Annotated in this window: 14 protein-coding genes and 1 pseudogene; 3 read left to right on the plus strand and 12 right to left on the minus strand. The window is 62.2% G+C overall.

Annotation, left to right across the window (positions count from 1 at the left end; translation table 11 throughout):
* Positions 1-48 precede the first annotated feature (48 nt).
* Positions 49-1764 carry an N-acyl-D-amino-acid deacylase family protein gene (locus tag V8Z78_RS15535; RefSeq protein WP_349731644.1) on the plus strand — a complete coding sequence of 572 codons (1716 nt, stop codon included), beginning with the start codon at positions 49-51 and terminating at the stop codon, positions 1762-1764.
* A gap of 283 nt (positions 1765-2047) precedes the next feature.
* The gene (locus V8Z78_RS15540) at positions 2048-2446 is read left to right on the plus strand and encodes a hypothetical protein (RefSeq protein WP_223305662.1); all 399 of its coding nucleotides are present in this window, start codon (positions 2048-2050) and stop codon (positions 2444-2446) included.
* Positions 2447-2548: 102 nt separating this feature from the next.
* On the opposite strand, the gene V8Z78_RS15545 is transcribed toward V8Z78_RS15540, so the two are convergent.
* The 7 genes from V8Z78_RS15545 to V8Z78_RS15575 all read right to left on the minus strand — a co-directional run bounded on the left by V8Z78_RS15545 (position 2549) and on the right by V8Z78_RS15575 (position 14553).
* On the minus strand, positions 2549-4174 hold the full coding sequence (locus V8Z78_RS15545) for an AMP-binding protein (protein WP_349731645.1): 1626 nt from the start codon (positions 4172-4174) through the stop codon (positions 2549-2551).
* Positions 4175-4438: 264 nt separating this feature from the next.
* A complete protein-coding gene (locus tag V8Z78_RS15550; RefSeq protein ID WP_012837493.1) occupies positions 4439-5797 on the minus strand; it encodes a spinster family MFS transporter in 1359 nt (452 codons plus the stop codon).
* A gap of 103 nt (positions 5798-5900) precedes the next feature.
* Positions 5901-8312, minus strand: a complete 2412-nt coding sequence (locus V8Z78_RS15555) for an acyl-CoA dehydrogenase family protein (protein ID WP_349731646.1) — start codon at positions 8310-8312, stop codon at positions 5901-5903.
* 30 nt (positions 8313-8342) lie between these two features.
* The gene (locus V8Z78_RS15560) at positions 8343-10049 is read right to left on the minus strand and encodes a GMC family oxidoreductase (protein ID WP_046461336.1); all 1707 of its coding nucleotides are present in this window, start codon (positions 10047-10049) and stop codon (positions 8343-8345) included.
* A gap of 88 nt (positions 10050-10137) precedes the next feature.
* A complete protein-coding gene (locus tag V8Z78_RS15565) occupies positions 10138-12297 on the minus strand; it encodes a 3-hydroxyacyl-CoA dehydrogenase NAD-binding domain-containing protein (protein ID WP_349731647.1) in 2160 nt (719 codons plus the stop codon).
* A gap of 17 nt (positions 12298-12314) precedes the next feature.
* The gene (locus V8Z78_RS15570; protein ID WP_004341287.1) at positions 12315-13520 is read right to left on the minus strand and encodes an acetyl-CoA C-acetyltransferase; all 1206 of its coding nucleotides are present in this window, start codon (positions 13518-13520) and stop codon (positions 12315-12317) included.
* A gap of 289 nt (positions 13521-13809) precedes the next feature.
* The gene (locus V8Z78_RS15575) at positions 13810-14553 is read right to left on the minus strand and encodes an SDR family NAD(P)-dependent oxidoreductase (RefSeq protein ID WP_046461334.1); all 744 of its coding nucleotides are present in this window, start codon (positions 14551-14553) and stop codon (positions 13810-13812) included.
* A gap of 184 nt (positions 14554-14737) precedes the next feature.
* Here V8Z78_RS15575 and V8Z78_RS15580 point away from each other — a divergent pair, with 184 nt between their 5' ends.
* Positions 14738-15871 (plus strand): CaiB/BaiF CoA transferase family protein, encoded by a 1134-nt coding sequence (locus tag V8Z78_RS15580; RefSeq protein ID WP_349731706.1) that lies wholly within the window; start codon positions 14738-14740, stop codon positions 15869-15871.
* A gap of 209 nt (positions 15872-16080) precedes the next feature.
* Here the strand turns inward: V8Z78_RS15580 and V8Z78_RS15585 are convergent.
* From V8Z78_RS15585 to V8Z78_RS15605, 5 genes and pseudogenes are all read right to left on the minus strand, one after another.
* Positions 16081-17533 (minus strand): annotated as a pseudogene (locus tag V8Z78_RS15585) (sensor domain-containing diguanylate cyclase).
* Between the two features lie 613 nt (positions 17534-18146).
* On the minus strand, positions 18147-19394 hold the full coding sequence (locus tag V8Z78_RS15590) for a LuxR C-terminal-related transcriptional regulator (RefSeq protein WP_012837485.1): 1248 nt from the start codon (positions 19392-19394) through the stop codon (positions 18147-18149).
* A gap of 41 nt (positions 19395-19435) precedes the next feature.
* Positions 19436-20638 (minus strand): acetyl-CoA C-acyltransferase, encoded by a 1203-nt coding sequence (locus V8Z78_RS15595; RefSeq protein ID WP_034360206.1) that lies wholly within the window; start codon positions 20636-20638, stop codon positions 19436-19438.
* Positions 20639-20774: 136 nt separating this feature from the next.
* Complete coding sequence (locus tag V8Z78_RS15600) at positions 20775-21260, minus strand: MaoC family dehydratase (RefSeq protein ID WP_349731648.1); 486 nt, start codon at positions 21258-21260, stop codon at positions 20775-20777.
* 2 nt (positions 21261-21262) lie between these two features.
* A complete protein-coding gene (locus V8Z78_RS15605; protein ID WP_012837482.1) occupies positions 21263-22048 on the minus strand; it encodes an SDR family oxidoreductase in 786 nt (261 codons plus the stop codon).
* Positions 22049-22171: the final 123 nt, after the last annotated feature.

Below are 22171 nucleotides of genomic sequence, written 5' to 3' on the forward strand. Positions count from 1 at the left end.
TGCGGCTGCGGGCTCGACCGCACACCAGAACCTCAAGGAGACTGACACATGCAGCAATTCGACTTGCTGATCCGCAACGGCCGCATCGTGGACGGCACCGGCGCCCCCGCTTACCGCGCAGACCTCGGCGTGCGCAACGGGCGCATCGCCGCCATCGGCCAAGACCTGGGCATCGCCGCGCAGCAAATCGATGCCGACGGATTGCTGGTGACGTCGGGCTTTGTGGATGTGCATACCCACTTTGACGGTCAGGCGACCTGGGATGAAAGGCTTTGGCCAAGCTCCCAGCAGGGCGTGACCACCGCAGTGATTGGCAACTGCGGCGTGGGATTTGCCCCCTGCCGTCCCGAGGACCGCGACACGCTGATTGCGCTCATGGAGGGCGTGGAAGACATCCCCGACACCGCGCTGCATGAAGGCCTGCCCTGGAACTGGGAAAGCTTTCCTGAGTATCTGCAAGCCTTGGCAGGGCGGCGCTACGACATCGATATTGCAGCCCTGCTGCCTCACGGTCCGCTGCGCGTCTATGCCATGGGCGAGCGCGCCATACGGCGCGAGCAGGCCAATGCCGAGGACATCGGCACCATGCAGGAGCTGATCAAGCAAGGTCTGGCCGCCGGAGCCGTTGGTCTGTCAACCTCGCGCACCATGGCCCACCGCTCCAAGTCGGGTGACTTCACCCCCATGTACCAGGCCGTGAGCGAGGAGTTGCTGGAGCTGGGACTCTCGCTCAAGAGCTATCCGAACAGCGTCTTCCAGATGATCTCGGACTTCGAGCACATCGAGGACGAATTCGGCATTCTCACCCGCGTCAGTCAGGGCACGGGCTGCGCCGGCACGCTCACCGTGCTTCAGTATCCGCACCGCCCGCAGCTGCACCGAGAGCTGCTACAGCATATTGAAACAGCCAATGCCGGCGGGCTGCGCATCATGGGCCAGGTGCTCAACCGCCCTGTGGGCGTACTCATGGGGTTTGAATGCAGCCTGAACCCCTTTTCCAGCAAGCCCAGCTATGAAGCGCTGGCGCAGCTCAGTCCGGCAGAACGCATCAAAGAGCTGTCCCGACCAGGCACGCGCAGCGCCATCCTCGGCGAGAAGGACCGCAATCCCCATTTGTTCATGGAGTACTTCGGCCAGAACTTTGCGGGCATGTACCCCTGGAGCGGCCAAGAGCCCAACTATCTGCCGCAAGAAGGCGATTCGGTTCAGGCTCTGGCCGACGCAGCCGGCCTGCCACCGCTGGATTGGATGTATGACTTCATGCTGGGCAATGAAGGCCAGGCGCTGGTCTATCTGCCCATGGCCAATTATCTGGACCATGACTGCAGCGCCCTGCACGAACTGCTCGGCCATCCCCACACCGTACCCGCCTTGGGCGATGGCGGCGCCCATGTGGGCACCATCTGCGACGGCAGCGCCACGACCTTTCTGCTCACAGAATGGGTACGCGAGCGCGGCCTGTTCAGCATCGAGCAGGCCGTCCATATGCTGACGCAGCGGCCGGCTTCGCTCTACGGCTTTGCCGACCGAGGGGTCCTGCAGGTCGGCAAACTGGCGGATCTCAACCTCATCGATCTGCAGGCGCTCAAAATTCTGCCGCCGCACATAGCTCGCGACCTGCCCGCCGGCGGCAAGCGCTTCCTGCAAGGCGCGCAGGGCTATCGCTACACCATCAAGTCCGGCCAGATCACCTACCGCGACAGCATGGCCACCGATGCATTGCCGGGCCGCTTGCTCAGGCGCAGCGAGCACAGGGCCAGCTGAACGCTGCCGGTCCTCCCCACCAGGCCTCGAAGCAAGCCGGGCTCTTGAAGCCTGCGCTCGTTTTTCATCCCCCCTCATCCAAAAACGGACCCAATCCGCCAGGCCCGCCTGCTTGCGAGCAGCCATCCTGGCCTCCTTCGCAGAGATCGGGCGCCTCGACCAAGCGCCTTGAGCAGATCGTGTTCACGCCATGCGGATGCCAGCGATATAGTGACCCCGTCATCTTCCACGTCCATGCCCCATGCATTTGCGCAAGTTCCGTATCCCGCTTCAGACCTGGCTCATGCTGTTGAGCTTTTGCGTCATGCCTTGCAGCGCGCAGGAAGCTGCGGCCTGGGAAAAACAGGTCACGGGCCGCACTTCCATCACCAGGCTGGGCACGATTGACTACGAGGTGGGCTACAGCAGCGCAGGCTTTGACCATTTCTCTTCTGAAATCGTGGCCAGATGGAATGACGGGGGAGCGCAGGAGCAGACGCTGTACGAAGGCATTTACGACCGGCCGCCCGCCAAGGTCTGGGGGAACGGGCCCCATCTTTGCATTGCCATGCAGGCCTGCGCGCGCTATTCGGATCGCTGCAGCCGGTATGTGATTGCACACCGCTATGACACGCAAGCCAAAGCCTTTGTGGCGCTGAAGTCCGAGAAGACTGCGCGCCGGATCTGCGCTGCGGCACGCTGAAGATAAAAAAAAGAAGGAGGCCGGGGCCTCCTTTAAATCCCGTCGTCAGGCGCGACGAACAGGGTATCCGTTGTGCTGTCTGTAACTGTTTTTTCCTCCGGTTCAGGCCTCTATGGCGCTCAGCGGTTCATGCTCCGCCGCATAGGCCTTGGCCCAGCGGTAATCCGCCTTGCCTGCCGGGCTGCGCTTGACTTCAGTGGCCAGATACACGGCGCGCGGCAGCTTGTAGCCAGACAGATTGCTGCGGCAGATCTTTTCGAACTCCTGCAGATCGAACTCGTGGCCCTGCTGCACCTGCACCACGGCCACCACCTTGCTGCCCCAGCGTTCGTCAGGAAGGCCCACGACCACCACATCCTGAACCGGCGGGTAGCGGCGCGCGGTTTCCTCCACCTCTTCGGGGTAAACCTTCTCGCCTCCTGTGTTGATGCACTGCGAACCACGGCCCAGCACCACATATTCACCCGTGGTGTCGATGCGGGCCCTGTCCCCTGTCAACACCCAGCGGCTGCCCTTGACCATCACAAAGGTCTCGGCCGTTTTCCTGGGATCTCCGTAATAGCCCAGGGGCATGTGGCCACGGCGCGAAAGAATGCCTTCTTCACCTGGCTGCGTCAGAATGCGCAGATCTTCGGAGATCACGCTGAGGTCGGGACGCGGCGCGATGCGCATAAAGCCTTCGCCCTCGGGCGTTTTCTCCCCCCCGCCCAAGACTCCGGATTCGGAGCTGGCCATGCCGTTGTTGAGCACCAGATGAGGCACCTGAACCAGCAGCCGCTCCTGCAGATGACGCGAGAACACGGCACCGCCGTTGCCGAAGATCATCAGTGACTTGAGAGGCCAGCGCCCGGGGTTGTTCTCCAGCGTCTGGATGATGGGCAAGGCCATGGCATCGCCGACCACGGCCATCACATTGATCTGGTGATGCTCGATCAGATCCAGCATGTGTACGGAATCAAAGTTCTTGCGATCGTTCACATAGACCGGATGTCCGGAAAACAGGCTGATCAGGGTGGCCCACATGGCTGCGCCATGCATGAGCGGTGCCGCCGCCAGATAGGCCAGCGCCGGGCCGTTGGGCACCAGTTGCAGCAGCTCCTCCGGCCTTTCGATGGGAGGTCTGCGGAAGTAATAGCCGCCACCGCCCAAGGCCCCCATGAACAAGGATTTATGCGGCCACATCACGCCCTTGGGCAGCCCCGTGGTGCCGCCGGTACAGAGCATGAAGATATCGTCATCGCTGCGCTCGGCGTCCGTGAGTTCCCGTCCACCTTCGGCCAACACGCGCTCGTAGGATTGCACTGTCCTGGGCAGGCCATGACGCTCCTCGCCAACCCGCAGCGCCAGGCGCAAAGTGGGCACCAGGGCAATGACTTCCAGCACCGACGCATCGAAGTCCGCTCCATAGACCAGGCCGCGCAGGTCCAGGCTGTTGAACAGCCCCTGAAGCTCATCGGCCACGTAGCGGTAGTTGACGTTGACCGGCACGGCACCGATCTTGCTGCAGGCGAAAAAGGCCTCCAGATACTCGGCACAGTTGTAGAGCTGGATGCCGACGTTGTCGCCCCGTCCTATGCCACGCGCGCGCAGCGCATTGCCCAGCTGATTGGCTCGCTCATCGAGCTGTTTGAAGCTGAGCTTCTGCCTGCCGCAGCCAAAGGCAATGCGATCCGGCACAGCTTGCACCACCAACTCAAAAATATCCGCCAGATTGAAGGTCCGTGTCATCTCTTGTCTCCGTCTGTCTTCCCGTTTTACGAATCCACTTGTCCCGCAGGTGCTGCAATGCTCGACGACGGCCTGTCCACATTCATCGTCTGCTTGAACCTGGTGCAGACCCTTGTGGTTTCGAGGGTGCATGCTCGCAGATAGGCAAGCAGCTCCCAACAGCACCTACCCTTAAAAAACTTCCGCCAAGGCATTTCCCAAGACTTGGTCGAAGAAAGCACAATCTCAGTGGAAACTCTCTCCATCGTCTGTTTCCAAATCGCTTCAAGCGATCTTTTTCGCTGTCACCATCGATGCATAGGGCTTGATGGTCCAGGCATAGATCAGCAGCGCCAGCGCATAAAAGGCGAGCATGCAGACCAGCGCCCAGCGCAGCGATTCACTGCCCGCCCGAACGATGAATGCATCGCTGAGCAGACCCACCGTCAGAGGTCCCAGACCACCGCCAACTGCAGTCAGCAGCAGGTTGTAGATGGACAGAGAAGTCGCCAGACGGCTGGAGGCAATCACATTGGTCAGTGCAGCAAACACCGGCGCAGCCCAGAAACTGGAGAAGATGGAAAACAGACCGTAGTAGGCAATCGCGTGCGGAATCTGCAGGCCGGCCAGCGTCCACTGTCCCGCAGAGTCATTCAGATAGAAAGCCAGCCCCAGCGGAATCGAAATCAGCGTCCCCAGAACCGGAACGCCAATTTGCCAGCGTACATCCCTCCTTGCCATCAGATCGGTGACCCAGCCGCTGAGCAAAGCCCCGAAAATCGCCCCCGGCCCGCCGATGAATCCCATGATGGCGCCCGCGTCCTTGAGCTGAAGGCCATGGGAGCGCACCAGAAACGCGGTATTCCACATGCCGATCGCATAGCCCGAGAACGCCATCAGCATGCTGGCCAGCCCCAGGCCCACAAACGCCTTGTTGCGCACCAGGGCTGACATCACCTCGCTGAACTTCTCGGTTGCGGCCTGCACCACGACACGACCTTCCTGCGCGCCGCGCAAAGGCTCGCGGCAAGTCATGCGCAGCACCAAAGCGATCAGCACGCCGGGCACAGACAGCCACAAAAAGGCCGCACGCCAACCATGGTGCTGGGCAATCCAGGCTCCCACGCCCAGACCCACCAGCGAGCCCAGATGCGGGCCCAGGCTGAATACGCTCATGGCTCGGCTGCGCTGCTCGGGCGGGTAGACATCGGCGATCATGGTGGTCGATGCCGCCGTGCTGCCCGCCTCGCCCACAGCCACGCCCACACGAGCGGCCGTCAGGCTCCAGAAGCCCACCGCCATACCGCAAAGACCCGTGGCAACGCTCCAGCCGGCGCAGCACCAGGCAATCAGGTTGCGGCGGTTGGTACGGTCGGCAAAGCGGCCAAAGGGGACGGCCAGAATGCTGTAAAACAGAGCAAAGGCCAGACCCGTGAGCAAGCCCATGGCACTGTCCGAAACCCCCATCTCCTGCTTGATGGGCTGAATCAGCACCCCCATGATCTGACGATCTATCATGCTCACGCCATAGACGAGCAACAGCACCAGCAGCAGATAGTGACGACGCCAGCCCGTCACATTGCTGACCGGCATCACCCTGGCCGAAGCGGCTTGCGGCACACGTGCCACAGCAGATGCACTCATTTCCTGTCTCCTGAAAAACGTGATCTCCGCCACGTGGATTGAATGGAGGCTTGTATGCCCAGTAAAAAGGACGCGGCACATTGCGATGTGCCGCGCCAAGTCACTAGGCAAGCAGTTCGCAGAAGGGCAGGTCCTTGTCCGCACGGGGCTCGGCAGCCAGCCCCAGCACGCGTTCGCCAATGCTGTTGAGCACCACCTCGTCGGTACCGCCGGCAATGCGCATGCCGGCAGAGCCGAACCACAGGCGCTCCACCATGGCAAAACGCTCGCCAAGTTCGCTGGCGGCCAGCACGCCGCGCTCGCCAAGCAAGTCGATGGCGAAGTAGCTAAAGGACTGCAGCGCGGCAGCGGCCACGTTCTTGGCACCGCTCATTTCGGGGCCGGGCTGGCGGCCCTTGCTCAGCGCCGTCAGCGCGCGGCACTGCAGCAGCCATAGCGCCTGCTCCTTCAAATAGAGGTCGGCCCAGCGCTCGCGCAGGCGACCGTCCTGCAGCGCCGGCCTGCCGTCAAAGCGATGATCGGCCAGCAAGCCAGCCGTGGTGCGCCACAGCTCAGCGGGCATCACGCCGCCAATGGCCAGGCGCTCTGCCATCAAGCCTGTCAGCGTGACCTTCCAGCCACTGCCCAGCTTGCCCACCATCTGACTATCGGGCACGAACACGTCCTCGAAGAAGACTTCGTTGAACTCGGACTCGCCCCCTGCCTGGCGAATCGGGTGCACGGTAATGCCGGGCGACTTCATGTCGAGGAAGAAGGTGGTCAAGCCTTCAAACTTGCTGGCTTGGGGATTGGTACGAGTCAATACCAGACCAAACTGGGCAAACTGCGCCAGCGACGTCCAGACCTTCTGGCCGTTGACGATCCAGCCCTCACGGCCATCGGTGGCACGCTCGGCACGTGTGCGCACCATGCCCAGATCGGAGCCCGCACCCGGCTCGCTCAGCAACTGGCACCAGAGGTTTTTTCCGCCCAGTGCCGGGGCCACATGCAGGGCCAGCACTTCGGCGCTGGCGTGCGCCATCACCGATGGCAAAACCATGCCCAGGCTGACGTTGAACATGCCCGTTGGCACCTTGACCTTGCCCTCTTCCTGGCGCCAGATCAGCTCCTGCATGGGCGTGCCGCCACGGCCACCCAGCATCTTGGGCCAGGTAATCGCACCCAAACCCGCTGCAGCCTTCTTGCCCTGCCAGACCCGGGCTGCCTCCATGCGCTGCTCGGCAGTCATGTCACGACCGAAATAGTCGTCGGCACTTGCCTTGGGCACGGCATTGGCTTGCAGCCAGGCGCGGCATTCGGCGCGGAAGGCGGCTTCCTCGGGCGTGTCCCCAAAGTCCATGGACTGGCGGTCAGCCGCGGTCGAGCTCTGCACAATCGTCTCTTTCGCAGGAGCAAGCAATCGTTTTTGCAACTCGGCCGCCACCTGCTCGCGCCAGGCGTGGATACTGCCCAGCTCCACGGCCTGCTGGCGCGCACGGCGGTAGAACAGATGGCAATCCATCTCCCATGTATAGCCCATGCCGCCGTGGGTGTGCAGGTTTTCCTGTGCAGCATCCGACAGCGCCTGAGTGCTGCTCACGCGCGCTGCGGCGGCTGCGCCTGGCAGCTCGGGCGCACCATCAGCCAGAGCCATGTCTGCCGTCAGCGCCCAGGCTCCGTAATAGCAATGCGCACGGGCCAGCTGGTTGTTGGTGTAGAGATTGGCCAGCTTGTGCTTGATGCCCTGATAGGACCCAATGGGCCGGCCAAAGGCCTTGCGCTCCCTGGCGTAGCTGCAGGCCATCTCCAGCGCGGCGTCGGCCGCTCCCAGTTGTTCGAAGGCCAACATCACGGCAGCACGATTGCGCACGCGTGCCAGCACCTTGGCAGCGCTGCTGGCTCCGCCAAGCTGCTCGGCCGCCGTGCCGTCAAAGCGCAACAAGGCATAGGGCTTGGAAGGATCCAGCGTCTTGAGCTTCTTGCGCTGCACCGAGCCGTCACACCTGAAGGCCACCAGCACATCCGCCCCCGTCTCATTGCGCGCCAGCGCCACACCCCATTGCGCGGCCATGCCGTCGGCCACCAGCGGACATTCCCCCTTCAAGGTCTTGCCGTCAAACAGGGGCAGACCGGATGGCGGTTCCTGCCCGTCCGTCGGCGCTGCCAGACAGCCAATGCTTCCACCCGAAACCGGCAGCAGCCATTGCCGGCGTTGCGCAGACTGCTCCTGTGTAGATAGCAGGACGGCCTGCACCGCCAGATACATGGTCGAGGCCAGAGGCACGGGACTGAGCTGGCGGCCCACTTCCTCGGCCACCACGCACATTTCCATGGCACCGAGGCCTATACCGCCACAGTCCTCCGGCAGCATCAGGCTGCTCACACCCAGCTGGGCCATGCCGCTCCATACGTCCTGGGCATGGTGACCCTCGCCCTCGAGCAAGGCACGCGGCTGCGTCAGCGGCGATTCCCTGGTCAGGAATTTTCGTATTTCGTTGCGCAATGCGTTCTGGTCGTCACTGAAATCGAAGTTCATCTTTTTTGTCTCCACCCATTCTTCCCAAGCTCAAACCGCGGCGGCGGCGCATGCGCCATCCGGCAGCACGGCTGCCACATTCCACCGCCTTGCAGCAGGCGGGGCCAGGCCCAGCACCAGATCTGCGCCCTTGTCTCCGATCACCACCGATGCCGCATTCGTGTTTCCCGACACCAGATGCGGCATGACCGAGGCATCGATCACGCGCAGGCCCTGCACGCCCTTGACCCGGAGCTCGGGCGTGACCACGCTTCGCGGATCGGCCGCATGGCCCATGCGGCAGCTGCCGCTGGCGTGGTGGCCCGAACCCATGTACATGGAGATCCAGTCCAGCAGTTCCTCGTCGCTTTGCAGGCCAGGTGCCGGGCGCGTCTGCGTTTCGATCAGGCCGGCCAGCGCGGGCTGCTGCGCAATCCTGCTGGCCATGCGTACTCCATGGAGCAGCGCCTTGCGGTCACGCTCGTCGTGCAGAAAGTTCATGCGAATGCTGGCCAGCTCCTCGGGCTTGCTGCTCCTGAGCCTGAGCTGGCCGCGTGAATAGGGCCGCACCTGATAGGGCGCCATCGTCATGCCGGGGAAGGCCTCGGTGCGGTAGTTCTTGCCGCCCTGCATATAGCCCTCGATATCGCCGGTCACGGGCAGGCCGTGAATCTGGATGTCGTTATAGGGCAGGCTGGAGTCACTGCGGAACCAGGCGGCAAACTCCGAAGCCGGCATGGCCATGGCGCCCTGCCTGGTCAACAGGTACTGAATGAGCGAAGCGCCAATCCCCAGGCCGCGCAGCGAGCGGTTGAGGCTGGGCGTTCCGGCCTTCATGCGCCAGGACATGGGGACAATCGCATGGTCCTGCAGATTGGCGCCCACCCCAGGCAGATCCACCTTGACCTCGATCCCCATCTCCTGCAGGTGCGCTGCCGGGCCGATGCCCGAAAGCATCAGCAACTGGGGCGACTGCAGAGCCCCTGCACACAGCAGGACTTCCTTGCTGGCGCGAGCTGCATGGCTTGCGCCGGCCTTGTCCCTCCAGTGCACCGTGCTGGCGCGCAGCCCGTCCAGACCTATGCGGGTGACCAGCACCTGCATGCGCACATCCAGATTGCGCCGTTGCATGGCGGGCTCGATGGCGTTTTTGGCCACCGACGAGCGCTGACCATTCTTGAGATTGACCTGAAACAGCCCTGCCCCGTCGGGATGGCCGTTGTTGAAATCCTTGCATGCGGGCATGCCGGCTTGAATGGCGGCCTGTACCATGGCCAGCGATACGGGATGTGGGTTGTGCAGATTGTTGGCCGTCAGCGGCCCGCCGCGCCCATGCCAGGGCCGGGTGAATTCTTGTTCGCTGCGCTGCTGGTCTTCGGTGCGCACAAAGTAGGGCAGCAACTCGTCATAGCTCCAGCCCGCCGCCCCTTGCTCAGCCCAGCTGTCGAAGTCCGCGCGATCGCCGCGCACATAAATCATGCCGTTGATGGAAGATGAGCCTCCCAGGCGCTTGCCTCGCGGCAGGCTAATGCGGCGCTTGGCTGCGTACTGCTCGGGCTCTGTTTCGTGCCCCCAGGAATAACGGGAACTGTTGACCATCTGGCCCCAGCCAGAAGGCATGGAGACCAGCAAATCCTTGTGGCTTGCGCCGCCTTCTAGCAGCAGGACCTTGTGCTGCCGGTTCTCGCTCAGCCGTGCAGCCAGTGTGCCCCCCGCCGAGCCCGCGCCTATGACGATGTAATCGAAGACTTCATCCATGCCTTGTCTCCATTGATGTATTTATCGGATGAGTGTCTGCACATGGGGCGAGCCCTGGCCCGCCCCTAGCGGCACATTTGTGCTTTTGTCAGGCTCTTGCGCTCTTGCCGTAGAAGGTCTGGCCCTTGGCCGCCATATCCCGCAGCAGCTGTGGCGGGCGCAGTTGCTCGCCAAACAGATCTGCCAGGCGATCGGCCTCGGCCACGAACTGCGCCAGACCTATGCCGTCGATAAAGCAGAAGGGGCCGCCGGTATAGGCGGGAAAGCCCACCCCCAGAATCGAGCCGATGTCGCCGTCGGCCGGCGCCAGCAGCACGCCCTCCTCCATGGCACGCGCTCCTTCGACGGCCTGCACATAGAGAATGCGCTGCTTGAGGTCATGCGCACTGGGCTGCGGGGCTTTCAGCGGGTAATACTCGGTCAGGCCCGGCCAGATGCGCTTGCCGCTTTCATCGTAGTCATAGAAGCCCTTGCCCGCCTTGCGGCCCAGGCGGCCCAGCTCGAACAGCTTGCCGATCACCGGCACGGAGCGACCGGGCTTGTATTCCTCTGGGAACTCCTTGGCCTGGGATTCGCCCGCATGCTTGGACAGATCAATCGACAGCTCGTCGGTAATCGCCAGCGGCCCCACGGGCATGCCCGCATGCTTTGCACAGTTCTCTATCAATGCAGGGGCAATGCCTTCTGCCACCATGCCGATGGCGTCATCCACAAACGCGCCGATGAAGCGGCTGGTAAAAAAGCCGCGCTTGTCGTTGACGACAATGGGCGTCTTCTTGAGCTGAGCCACGAAATCCAGTGCCTGCGCCAGCGTGGCATCCGATGTCTGCTTGCCGCGAATGACTTCCACCAGCGGCATCTTGTCGGCCGGCGAGAAGAAATGCAGACCGATGAAGCGATCGGGCCTGTCGCTCGCCTGCGCCAGCAGGCTGATGGGCAGTGCCGAGGTGTTGCTGGCCAGCACGCAGCCAGGCGGCAGCACGGCGTCCAGCTTGCGGGTCACTTCAGCCTTGATGGCACGGTCTTCGAACACGGCTTCGACCACCATATCGGCATCGCGCAGCAGCTCGTAATCGGTGCCGGGCGTGATGCAGGCGAGGATGGCATCGGCCTTCTCGCGGCTCTGGCGGCCCTTGTCCACCTGCTTGGCCAGCGTCTTCTCGGAGTACTGCTTGCCCTTGTCCGCAGCTGCCTGATCCCGGTCTATCAGCACCACCTGAATACCGCGCTGGGCGGCCACCAAGGCGATGCCCGCGCCCATCATGCCTGCGCCGATCAGACCCAGCTTGCGGCATTGGAAGGGCTCCAAGCCTGCAGGACGGTGCATGCCTTTCTCAGCCTTGGCCTTGTTGACGAAGAGCGTGCGAATCATGCCGCGCGCCACGGGACTGCGCGACAGCGTGGCCATGTACTTGCTCTCGATGCGCAGGCCCTTGTCGATGGACAGCTGGCAACCTTCGTAGATGCAGCTTTGAATGCACAGCGGCGCTGGCATATTGTGAAAGGTCTTGGCCTGCAGCATGGTGTTGCCCACCACGAAGGCCGGGGCCACACGCGGGTCCAGCGGGCCGCCACCGGGGATGCGAAAGCCTTTCACATCCCAGGGCTGCAGCGCCGTAGGCCTGGCCAGCAGCCAGGCCTTGGCAGCACTGAGCAACTGCTCGGGAGCCACCACTTCGTCCACCAGACCGGCTTCCCTGGCCTTCACTGCCTGCAACTGCTTGCCCTCCATGAGAAAAGGCATGGCGGCCAGAATGCCGATCATGCGCGGCAGACGCTGGGTGCCGCCGGCGCCGGGCAGCAAGCCCACTTGAGCCTCGGGCAGGCCGACCATGACCGTGGGTGCATCGGCGGCAATGCGGTGGTGGCAGGCCAGGCAGATTTCATAGCCGCCGCCCAATGCCATGCCGTTGATGGCCGCCACCAGCGGCTTGCCCAGGGTCTCCAGTTTGCGCAGCAGCCGGGACAGCGATGCGCAGGAGGCGAACAGTTCCTCGATGGGCATGTCCGCCATGGCGTCGATATTGGCCTCCATGCCCATCAGGTCGGCCCCCGCGACAAAGCTGTCCTTGCCCGAGGTAATGATGCCGCCGCGCACCCGGTCGTCGCCGTGCATGCGTGCGATACAGGCCTCCAGGCTGTCCATGAAGGCCTGGTCGATCACATTCATGGTCTTGCCAGGGTAATCCAGCGTCAGCATGGCAATGCCGTCCTCATCTACGGCGTAGCGAATGATTTCCGTTGTCATGACTTCTGCTCCCTCACTCACACGCGTTCGATGATCATGGCCGAGCCCATGCCCGCGGCCACGCACAGGCTGATCAGCGCCGTGCGCTTGCCGCTGCGCTCCAGCTCGTCCAGCACCGTGCCCAGAATCATGGCGCCGGTGGCCCCCAGCGGGTGGCCCATGGCAATCGCTCCGCCGTTGACGTTCATGCGCTCATGGGGAATGTCCAGCTCCTCCATCATGGTCAGCACCACCGTGGCAAAGGCCTCGTTGAGCTCCCACAGATCGATGTCCGAAGCCTGCATGCGCGCCCTGGCCAAAGCCTTGCGTGCGGCATGGGCCGGGCCGTCCAGCATCAAGGTCGGCTCGGAGCCGATGCTGGCAAAGGCGCGGATGCGGGCCCTGGGTTTCATGCCCTGCCTGGCACCGGCCTCGGCCGTGCCGATCAGCACGGCAGCCGCACCGTCGACAATGCCCGAGCTGTTGCCTGCATGGTGATGATGGTGAATCTGCTCGACCTGCGGATAGCGCTGCAGCGCCACGCTGTCATAACCGTATTTCTGGCCCATCTCGGTGAAAGCGGGCTTGAGGGCGGCCAGCGAATCGGCGGTGGTCTCGGCTCGAATGGTCTCGTCCTTTTCCAGCAGCGTCATGCCCAGGAAGTCTTTGACGGGAACGACAGACTGGTCAAAGCGACCTTCCGTCCAGGCCTTGGCCGCGCGGCGGTGGCTTTCGGCCGAGTACTCGTCCAGATCACGGCGACTGTGGCCGCGCAGCGATGCCAGCAAGTCTGCCGAAATGCCCTGCATCACGAAATAGGTCTTGCTGGCCAGCTGCGGGTCCTGCGCCCAGGCGCCGCCATCGGAGCCCATGGGTACGCGGGACATCATCTCCACACCGGCGCCAATCGTCATATCGGCCTGGCCGGCCATCACCTTGGCTGCAGCAAAGCTCACCGCCTCCAGGCCCGAGCCGCAGTAGCGATTGAGCTGCACGCCAGCCACGCTCTGCGCATAGTCGGCCTGCAGCACCGCCATGCGGCCCACATTGCCACCCTGCTCGCCCACGGGCACCACGCAGCCCATGACCACGTCGTCCACCACCGCCGTATCGAGCCGATTGCGCTCACGCAGCGCCACCAGCGGCTGCGCGGCCAGCCAGACCGGCGTCACCTCATGCAGTGCTCCATCCGGCTTGCCCTTGCCTCGGGGGGTTCGGACATGGTCGAAGATCAATGCCTCCATCTGCTTTCCTCACATCACCAGGTTGTTATCGAGTTCTTATTCAGATTGCCATACGGCTTTTGCCCAAACCTACCTGATTCGGACTAGGGGCAGACTATGAGAAGAACCGGTCGAAACCGAACTTTCCGGCACATGGCTTTCGGTTCAGAACGGGAAAGCAGTTGATGCCGCCAGAATGTCCGTCGCCAGGGCTTGGCAGTCTCCCGTTCGACAGTTCTTCAGTCTCTTGAGTGACAAAAAAGCCTCCCGGCTTGAACCACCGGAAGGCTGTTGAGGACGGCTGCTGAACTCAGGCAACCAGACCACCGCCGTTGACCGGCAGCACCTGGCCGTTGACCCACTCAGCCTCGGTCGATGCGAGATAGCTCACGGCCGCACCCACATCCTGGGGCGATCCGGCCCGGCCCACGGACGTGCCCTTTCTGGCAATCTTCTCCGAGCCTTCCCAGTTGTTCATGGTGCCCAGCGACAGAGCGTTGGCCGTCACCCCGTGCGGGCCCACTTCGCCCGAGAGATTGCGAATGAAGCCAATCGCTGCCGCCTTGGCCGCACCATAGGCACACAGCCCCATGCCCGTGGCCGTGCGCGCCGCGTCGGAGTTGATGGCCACAATGCGCCCCCAGCCCTGCTCCTGCATGGCGGGCAGCAGAGTCTGGCAGGCATGCATCAACCCATGCAGATTGAGCTGCAGCCAGGCGTTCCATTCGGACTCGGGCGACTGCAGAAACGGCGTGTAGCCCCAGCCCTGGGCCGGGATGCCGGCGTTGTGCACAAAGATATCGACGACACCGACCTCGGCCTGGATGCGCTCGACCATGGCAAAGATGGCGGCGCGATCCGTCAGGTCCGCCGCCTGGGCCGATGCCTTCAATCCCGCTTCGCACAATTGACGTGCCGCACTCTCGGCACGGTCCTGATGAAAGTCGTTCACCACCACATGTGCGCCCTGCGCAGCCAGCGCCTGCGCGATGCCGAACCCCATGCCGCGCCCGCCGCCGCTGACCAGCGCCACTTTCCCATCCAGCCTGAACATGTATTGCTCTCCTTTTTTTATGGAATGTCCAGTGTTGGCCTGGCTTTCACCCTGGACATACTCCAAACGGACGGGTCCAAAACCGGCAGGATCAACAAGATAGAAAAGTCGCAGACAAAAACAGGAGACCGACTTGAGTACAGAACACCCTTTCCAAGGCCAGAGCCCAGGGCCTTTGAGCGGAATGCGCGTCATCGAATTTGCAGGCATCGGCCCTGCCCCCTTTGCCGGCATGATGCTGGCCGATATGGGTGCCGAAGTGATTCTCATCGAGCGCAGCGCAGACCATGCTGCGGCATCCCGCTACCCGCGCATGGCGCAGAACCGGGGCAAGAAGTCCATCGCGCTGGACCTCAAGTCCGAGGGCGGACGCGCCGCCGCCTGGAAGCTGATCGAGTCTGCCGACGCGCTCATCGAGGGCTTCAGACCCGGCGTGATGGAGCGCCTGGGCTTCAGCCCCGAGGAAGTCGCCCGCCGCGCGCCCCGCCTGGTCTTTGGCCGCGTCACCGGCTGGGGCCAGACCGGCCCCCTGTCCCAGGCCGCAGGCCATGACATCAACTATGTGGCGCTGACGGGCGTGATGTCCACCTCCATGCGCCCCGGCCAGGCGCCCGTGCTGCCGCCCACCATCGTGGGCGATATGGCGGGCGGTGCCATGTTCTTGCTGTTCGGAATCATGTGCGCCATGCACGAGGCACGTCAATCCGGCAGGGGTCAGGTGGTGGACGCAGCCATGATCGACGGAGTGAGCGCCATGAGTGGCCTGATGCACCAGATGCGCAGTGGCATGGGCTACTGGAAGGACGATCCCGCGCAGAATCACTTTCTCAACACTTCACCCTTCTATGAAGTGTTCGAGTGCGCAGATGGCAAGCACATCACCCTGGGCGCCATCGAGCCGCCGTTCTATGCCCTGCAGCTGCAGAAGCTGGGCCTGACCGATGTGGACCCCAGGCGCCAGTACCAAAGCTCCGACTGGCCCGAAGTCAAGGCCCGCGTGGCCGAAATCGTGCGCAGGAAGACGCAGGCACAGTGGAGCGAAGAGCTCGAAGGCAGCGATGTCTGCTTTGCCCCGGTGCTGAGCCTGGCCGAGGCACCCGCTCATCCGCACAACGCCCGGCGCAATCTGTTCGTCGATCTGGAAGTGGACGGCAGTATCCAGCGCCAGCCCTCGCCGGCCCCACGCTTTTCACGCACCCCTGCGCGCAGCCCCACACCGGGAACCAGAATCGGCCAGGACACCGATGCCGTGCTCGCGTCCCTGGGCTATGCCCAGGCCGATATAGCGGCGCTGCGCGAGAGCAAGGCCTGTGCCTGAGCAGCCGGCGAGGCGACCAAGCGGTTCACTGGATGGAAGCTACTTAAAATATAGCTACTCTCGCTTTATATGACTAGATTTCAGATATTTTTCATATTGAAATCCATGTATATCAGGCGATAGCAGCTATCACTATTCAGGCAACTTGCTTTGCCGGGGTGGACGCTGCCATGCAGGCCAAGCCCCAAGTCACCAGAGCGGCTGCGGCGCTATGCCGCAGACGAGCTGGATAGAACGACCTTGTTGCGCCCGGTCATCTTGGCGCCGTACAGTGCCTTGTCGGCCGAACGCAGCACCTCCTGCACGTCCAGATCCTTGCCCGGTACCCAGGCCGCACAACCGATGCTGACCGTGATGCAGCCGAATTCGCTTCCGGTGTGCGCAATCGCAAGCTCGGAGACTGCCTCCCGGATGTTCTCGGCAATCAGCGCGCCTCCATCCAGGGTCGTGTCCGGCAGCACCACGATGAATTCCTCCCCCCCCATAGCGGGCCGCACTGTCCTCGGGGCGCCGGATATTGCTGGCAATGCATCTGGCCACGGTCGCCAGAACCATATCCCCGGCCTGATGTCCGTAGGTGTCGTTGTAGGCCTTGAACCAGTCGATATCCACAAACAGCAGCGAGAAGGCGCTGTGACTTCTTTTGGCCCTGTGCCACTCGTGCTCGATGATCTCGTCGAGCTTGCGGCGGTTGTTCAGGCCGGTCAGTCCATCGGTACGCGCCAGCAGCGCCAGTTCGGACTCTGCGCGCATGCGGCGCTTGAGCTGCACTCCGAACGCAAAGGACAGACTGATGAAAGCCATGGTGAGCGTTCCCATGACGGAGGTAATCAGCAAGGCGCGCTGGCGCCAGACTGCGTAGATATCGGAATGCGCTTTCGCCACCATGATGATGAATGGCAAGCTCGGAAGATTCTTGAAGTAGTACGCGCGCTGCGCGCCATCCAGGTACGACGTATCCGAAAAGCTGCCTTCGGGTGCCGACATGAACTGCTGGAACGTGCTTGCATTGCGGATATTGCGCCCGATGACCTTGGCATCGAAGGGCTGACGCATCATCATGGCGCCATCTTTTCTGATCAGGGCCAGCGATCCATGCTTGCCCAGCGAAAGCGCGGAGAACAGCTTCTGAAAGTACTCCAGCTGAACATCTATCAGCACAATGCCGGCGAAAGAGCCGTCCGCATGGGAAATCCGACGACTCAGAGGAATGCTCAGGGAGCCACCATGCAGCGTGGATGAGTAAGGGTCGCCCACGTAGAGCCCGATGCTTGGGCTTTCCTTGTGCACCTTGAAAAAGTCATGATCCGAGTAATGCTCATTCACCGAATCCGCGCCCCCTGCATTGAGGGCAATTTTTCCGTCTGCGTCAAGAACCAGGATGGATCCCAGATAGGTCGCGGTCGCGGCCTTGTCGAACAAGGCCGCATTACGCAAATGCGGCGAGGCAGCCATCACTTCGGAATCGTTGAGTCCATCGACTACGGCTTGCAACGACAGTGCATAGAGCTCGAAGTTCCGAACCACGTCATTTTCAGCAAGAAGGGCAACATTGCGCGATGTTTCTATCGCATGCTCCATCGTATCCAGCCGGCTCTGATAGAGGACGACGGTACAGATCACTGTCATCGACAGCGCAATAACCCCTCCCACCAAGAGCATTGCATAGGGCGCACTAGAAACGAAGTTGAAGTGATCAAAAGCAGGCTTGCGAAATAGTTTCATGTCGTTGCTGTATTTGAGCGAGCCGGTCACATTTCTTCTGTTGAGCCATGCAAGTGCTTTCTTCCGTAGGAACACCGGATACTCACCCCCGCGCCCGTCATTCTGCCTTGGTTTCTCTAGCGAGGGGCGGGGGTATCTTGCTCTGGCAGGCATTCGCACCTCGACCGCCAGCTTGCTTTCAAACGATTGAACTGGCGTGGATGGAATCTATGAGAAGCAAGCCAGGGAGACCACATGACCATGCTGCACGGACAAGCTGTGCGCAAGCAAACCAGGGCCTGGAGATTTCGCCAGGGAGTGCATGGAGCACATTCGCTGGGCTTGCCTGCAACCGTACAGTCATTTCTGCATAGGCGCCATTTCGGCCCGGTCTGGCCTTCAATGAGTCGAGGCTGCTCCACACCCGATCACAAGCGGCCTGAATCCGGGCCTCCCATCGACATGCTGCGCGAGGAATTTTCCACGGTCAGGATTGAAAGCAGACTGCCCGGCTCTGCTCCATATACAAAAAAGCGGGCCGAAGCCCGCTTTTTATTTCCACCAACCGTCGTCACTTGTTCCCCAGCCAGGCCACGCTGTTGAGGAAGATGCGCACCAGCTCGGTCTGGCGGCGCACCCCCGTCTTGGAGAAGATGGAGCGCAGATGGGCTCGCGCCGTGTTGCGGCGGATGTTGAGCGCTTCGGCGGCCTCTTCAAGCGACAGGCCATTGGCCAGTTGAATGGCCAGCGAAGTCTCGGCCGGCGTCAGCTGGAACAGCTGCTGAGCCAGCTTCACGGGAGGGTCTGCCTTGCCGCCGGTGTCGCGTACAAAGACGGCGACACTGGGGCGCTGCTTGCCCTCGGTCCACTCGTCGGGAGAAATGCTTTGCACCACCACGCCCCAGTTGAGCTGGCCGGACTGCCGGCTGACCGACATGCCTTCGGTCATGGACAGGCGCGAGACCTGTGTATGCATGAGCGCATCCTTGATCAGGCGCTGCAGCTTGCGGTTGTCATTGGCGTAGTTGGCCTCCAGCATGCCGCCGGAGATCTTGAGACCGTCCTGCATGTCCAGAATGCTGGCCGCGGCGGGATTGCACTCCAGCACATTGCCGTTCTGATCGAGGATGACCACCCCCACCATCAGTTGGGCCGTGGCCTTGCTGTAGAGGGAGATGACCTGACGGTCCTGGTTCACCGACAGATGCAGGTTCAGCGCGCGCTTGATATGCGGCAGCATCATGGAGCCAAAGGCACGCTCCTGCTTGTTGAAAGCCGGGGCACCTTCGGGCCGCGTGATGCGCAGACCGTAGACGCAGCTGTCCTTGGTGACGATGTCGGCTGCCATCACGTGGAACACCTGCAGCTGCTTGCACCAGTCGTTGTAGTAGCTTGAAGCGCGCCACTCGGACTCGGGCATCACATCCCCCACGGTCACGATACGATCGGTAGGCATGCTGCGAAACGGGCTCATGCTGATCTTGGGGCAGTTCGGCATCAGATCGCGGCGGTCGCCTGCGGCCGAGACGATCAGCCCCACATCATCGGCGGAGCCTGGGCGCACTATGAGCGAGGCGTAATTGCCTCCCAGTTGCAGACGCAGAGTCTCCAGAAAAGGCTTCCAGCCTTCCGGATCCATGGCAGCTTCATAGAGCTGACTGATCAGCGCACTGAACTGCTCGGCGCTCACGAAGGGTGCATCGGCCGATGCGCGCACGGGGGCCGGGGTGTCGAATATGGGCACATCCTTGATCACGCAAGCGATGGAACTTGGCGTGTAGGTGGAAAAACCCATCTTGGCGAAAGCGCTGTCCATCATGTTCAACTCCTTGGTTGAAGGTTGGTTGCAGACAGATCGGATCAGCTCAGCTCAAACAGGCCGGCAGCGCCCATGCCGCCGCCAATACACATGCTCACCACCACAAAACGCACGCCGCGGCGACGCCCCTCCAGCAGGGCGTGACCAACCAGACGTGCGCCCGACATGCCGAAGGGGTGGCCGATGGAGATCGCGCCGCCGTTGACGTTCAGGCGCTCATCGGGAATGCCCAGTTTGTCGCGGCTGTAGATCACCTGGCAGGCAAATGCCTCGTTGATTTCCCACAGGCCGATGTCGCCAACCGTCAGCCCATGCTGCTTGAGCAGCTTGGGGATGGCATAGACGGGGCCGATCCCCATTTCATCGGCACGGCAACCTGCCACGGCCACGCCGCGATAGATGCCCAGAGGCGCGAGGCCGCGACTGCGGGCTTCGTCGGCACTCATCACCACACAGGCGCTGGCACCGTCGGACAGCTGGGATGCATTGCCGGCCGTGATGAACTGGCCTTGCTCCACCCACTGGCCGTTCTTCCATACAGGCTTGAGCTTGGCCAGACTCTCAAGCGTGGTGTCGGCACGGTTGCCCTCGTCGCGGGTCAGCGTGACTTCCTCGCTGCCGGTGACATTGCCTTCCTTGTCAAACAGCTGCTTGACCGTGGTCAGCGGCACGATTTCATCGTCGAACAGGCCACGGGCCTGTGCGGCGGCCACGCGCTGCTGGCTGCGCAGCGAGTACTCGTCCTGGGCTTCACGACTGATGCCGTAACGCTGGCTGACCAGCTCGGCCGTCTCTATCATCTGGATGTAGGCTGTGGGCTCTGCGGCCAGCACAGCCTTCGATTGGGCGCGGTACGAGTTCTTGTACTTGTTCTGAACCAGGGAAATGGACTCCAGGCCGCCGGCCACAGCGATATTCATCTCGCCGGTCATGACACCCTTGGCAGCCGTGGCAATGCTCATCAGGCCCGATGCGCACATGCGATCGATCACCATTCCGCCCACGGATTCCGGCAGGCCGGCGGTATAGCCGCACAGACGCCCCAGGTTGTAGCCCTGCGTGCCCTGCTGCGCGGCAATGCCCAAAATGACATCATCCACATCCGCACCAGCCACGTTCGCCTTGTTGAGCGCCGCGCGAATGACGTGTCCGCCCAGCACCGGAGCTTCGGTGTCGTTGAAGGCACCACGGTAAGCCTTGCCTATGGGGGTACGTGCCGTCGAAACGATGACTGCGTCTTTCATGTCTTTGTCTCCTAACTTTCTTTTCGTCGCGCCCTGGGCAGCTTTTGCTGCCGTATCGAGGTCGGCCACTCTGTCGGCAGCTCATCCCTCTTCACAAAAAATGCAACCTCCCGCCGAAGCAGGCGCTTGCACACACTCAATTTTCCTGGATAAAGAACAGCCTGCTGATGGTTTCAACCACACAGCCGGGTTTATCCTGATTCCTGACCTGTACGGTGATTCGGATCGTGACCTGTACGCCGTCTTCTCCGATAGGCGTCGCCGCCACCACCTCGCCGCTGCCACGCACGAAGCTGTTCACCAGCACCGGAGCCGGAAAACGCACCTTCTCGCAACCATAGTTGACGCCCATCTTCAGCCCCTGATAGCTGACCAGCTGAGGCAAAAACAGATTGGCCAGAGACAGCGTCAGATATCCATGGGCCACGCAGGCGCCGAACGGACCGTTCCTGGCCTGCTCGGGGTCCACGTGAATCCATTGGTGATCGCCAGTGGCATCGGCAAACTGATTGATGCGCTCCTGCGTGATCTGCACCCATTCGGTCGCGCCCAGTTGACGCCCCACCGATGCCTGCACCGAGGCTGCCGAGTCAAACAGCATCTTGTCTGCGACTGCATTCATGCTCAGGCCCTCTGCGAGCTGACGGACACCACTTCACCCGTCATGTACGAGGAGTAGTCGCTGGCCAGGAAGATCATCACATTGGCTACTTCCCAGGGCTCGGCACCCCGACCAAAGGCTTCCTTCTCGGACAACTTGGCCAGCAGCTCTTCAGAGGCCGACTTCTTGAGGAAGGCGTGAATGGCGATGGAAGGCGCCACGGCGTTGATGCGGATGCCGAATTCGGCCGCTTCCAGCGCCGAACAGCGTGTGAGGGCCATCACGCCCGCCTTGGCGGCCGCGTAGTGAGCCTGCTCGGTCTGGGCGCGCCAGCCCAGCACCGAGGCGTTGTTGACGATCACACCCTTGCCGCGTGGCTGCATCAGCTTGAGCGCTGCGCGCGTCATGCGGAAGGTGCCGGTCAGCGTGATGTCGATGACCTTGCTCCACTCGTCATCGCCCATGTCGACGACCTTGCAACTGGTGCCCAGACCCGCGTTATTGATCAGCACATCGATACCGCCCATGGCGCTGTCGGCTTCGGAGATCAGCGCCTGCACCTGCTCTTCCTTGCTCACGTCGCAGAGCTTGCCAAAGACCTGGGACAAACCCGTATCTTTTTTGATCTGCTCCACGGCTTCGGCCAGCCGACGCTCATGCACGTCGGAGATGAACAAGGCCTTGCAGCCCTCCTCTGCTGCTCGTTTTGCAGCTGAAAAGCCGATACCGGCGCCAGCAGCAGCGGTAACGAGCACAGTTTTGTCTTTGAGCAGGCCGTGGGGAGCAACGTAAGAGGGAGCGCTAGTCATTTGTCATTCAAAAGTAGTTGCCTCGATCTTCCGATCGCCGCTGCGCTGCAGCATCGTCACTTTGGACGATAGGTCATTCCCTAATGTCGCTGGGAGGACATTTCAAAGGAGAAAATGCTGCAA

The organism is Comamonas sp. wu1-DMT (genome assembly GCF_040187805.1).
Lineage (GTDB): Bacteria > Pseudomonadota > Gammaproteobacteria > Burkholderiales > Burkholderiaceae_C > Comamonas > Comamonas thiooxydans.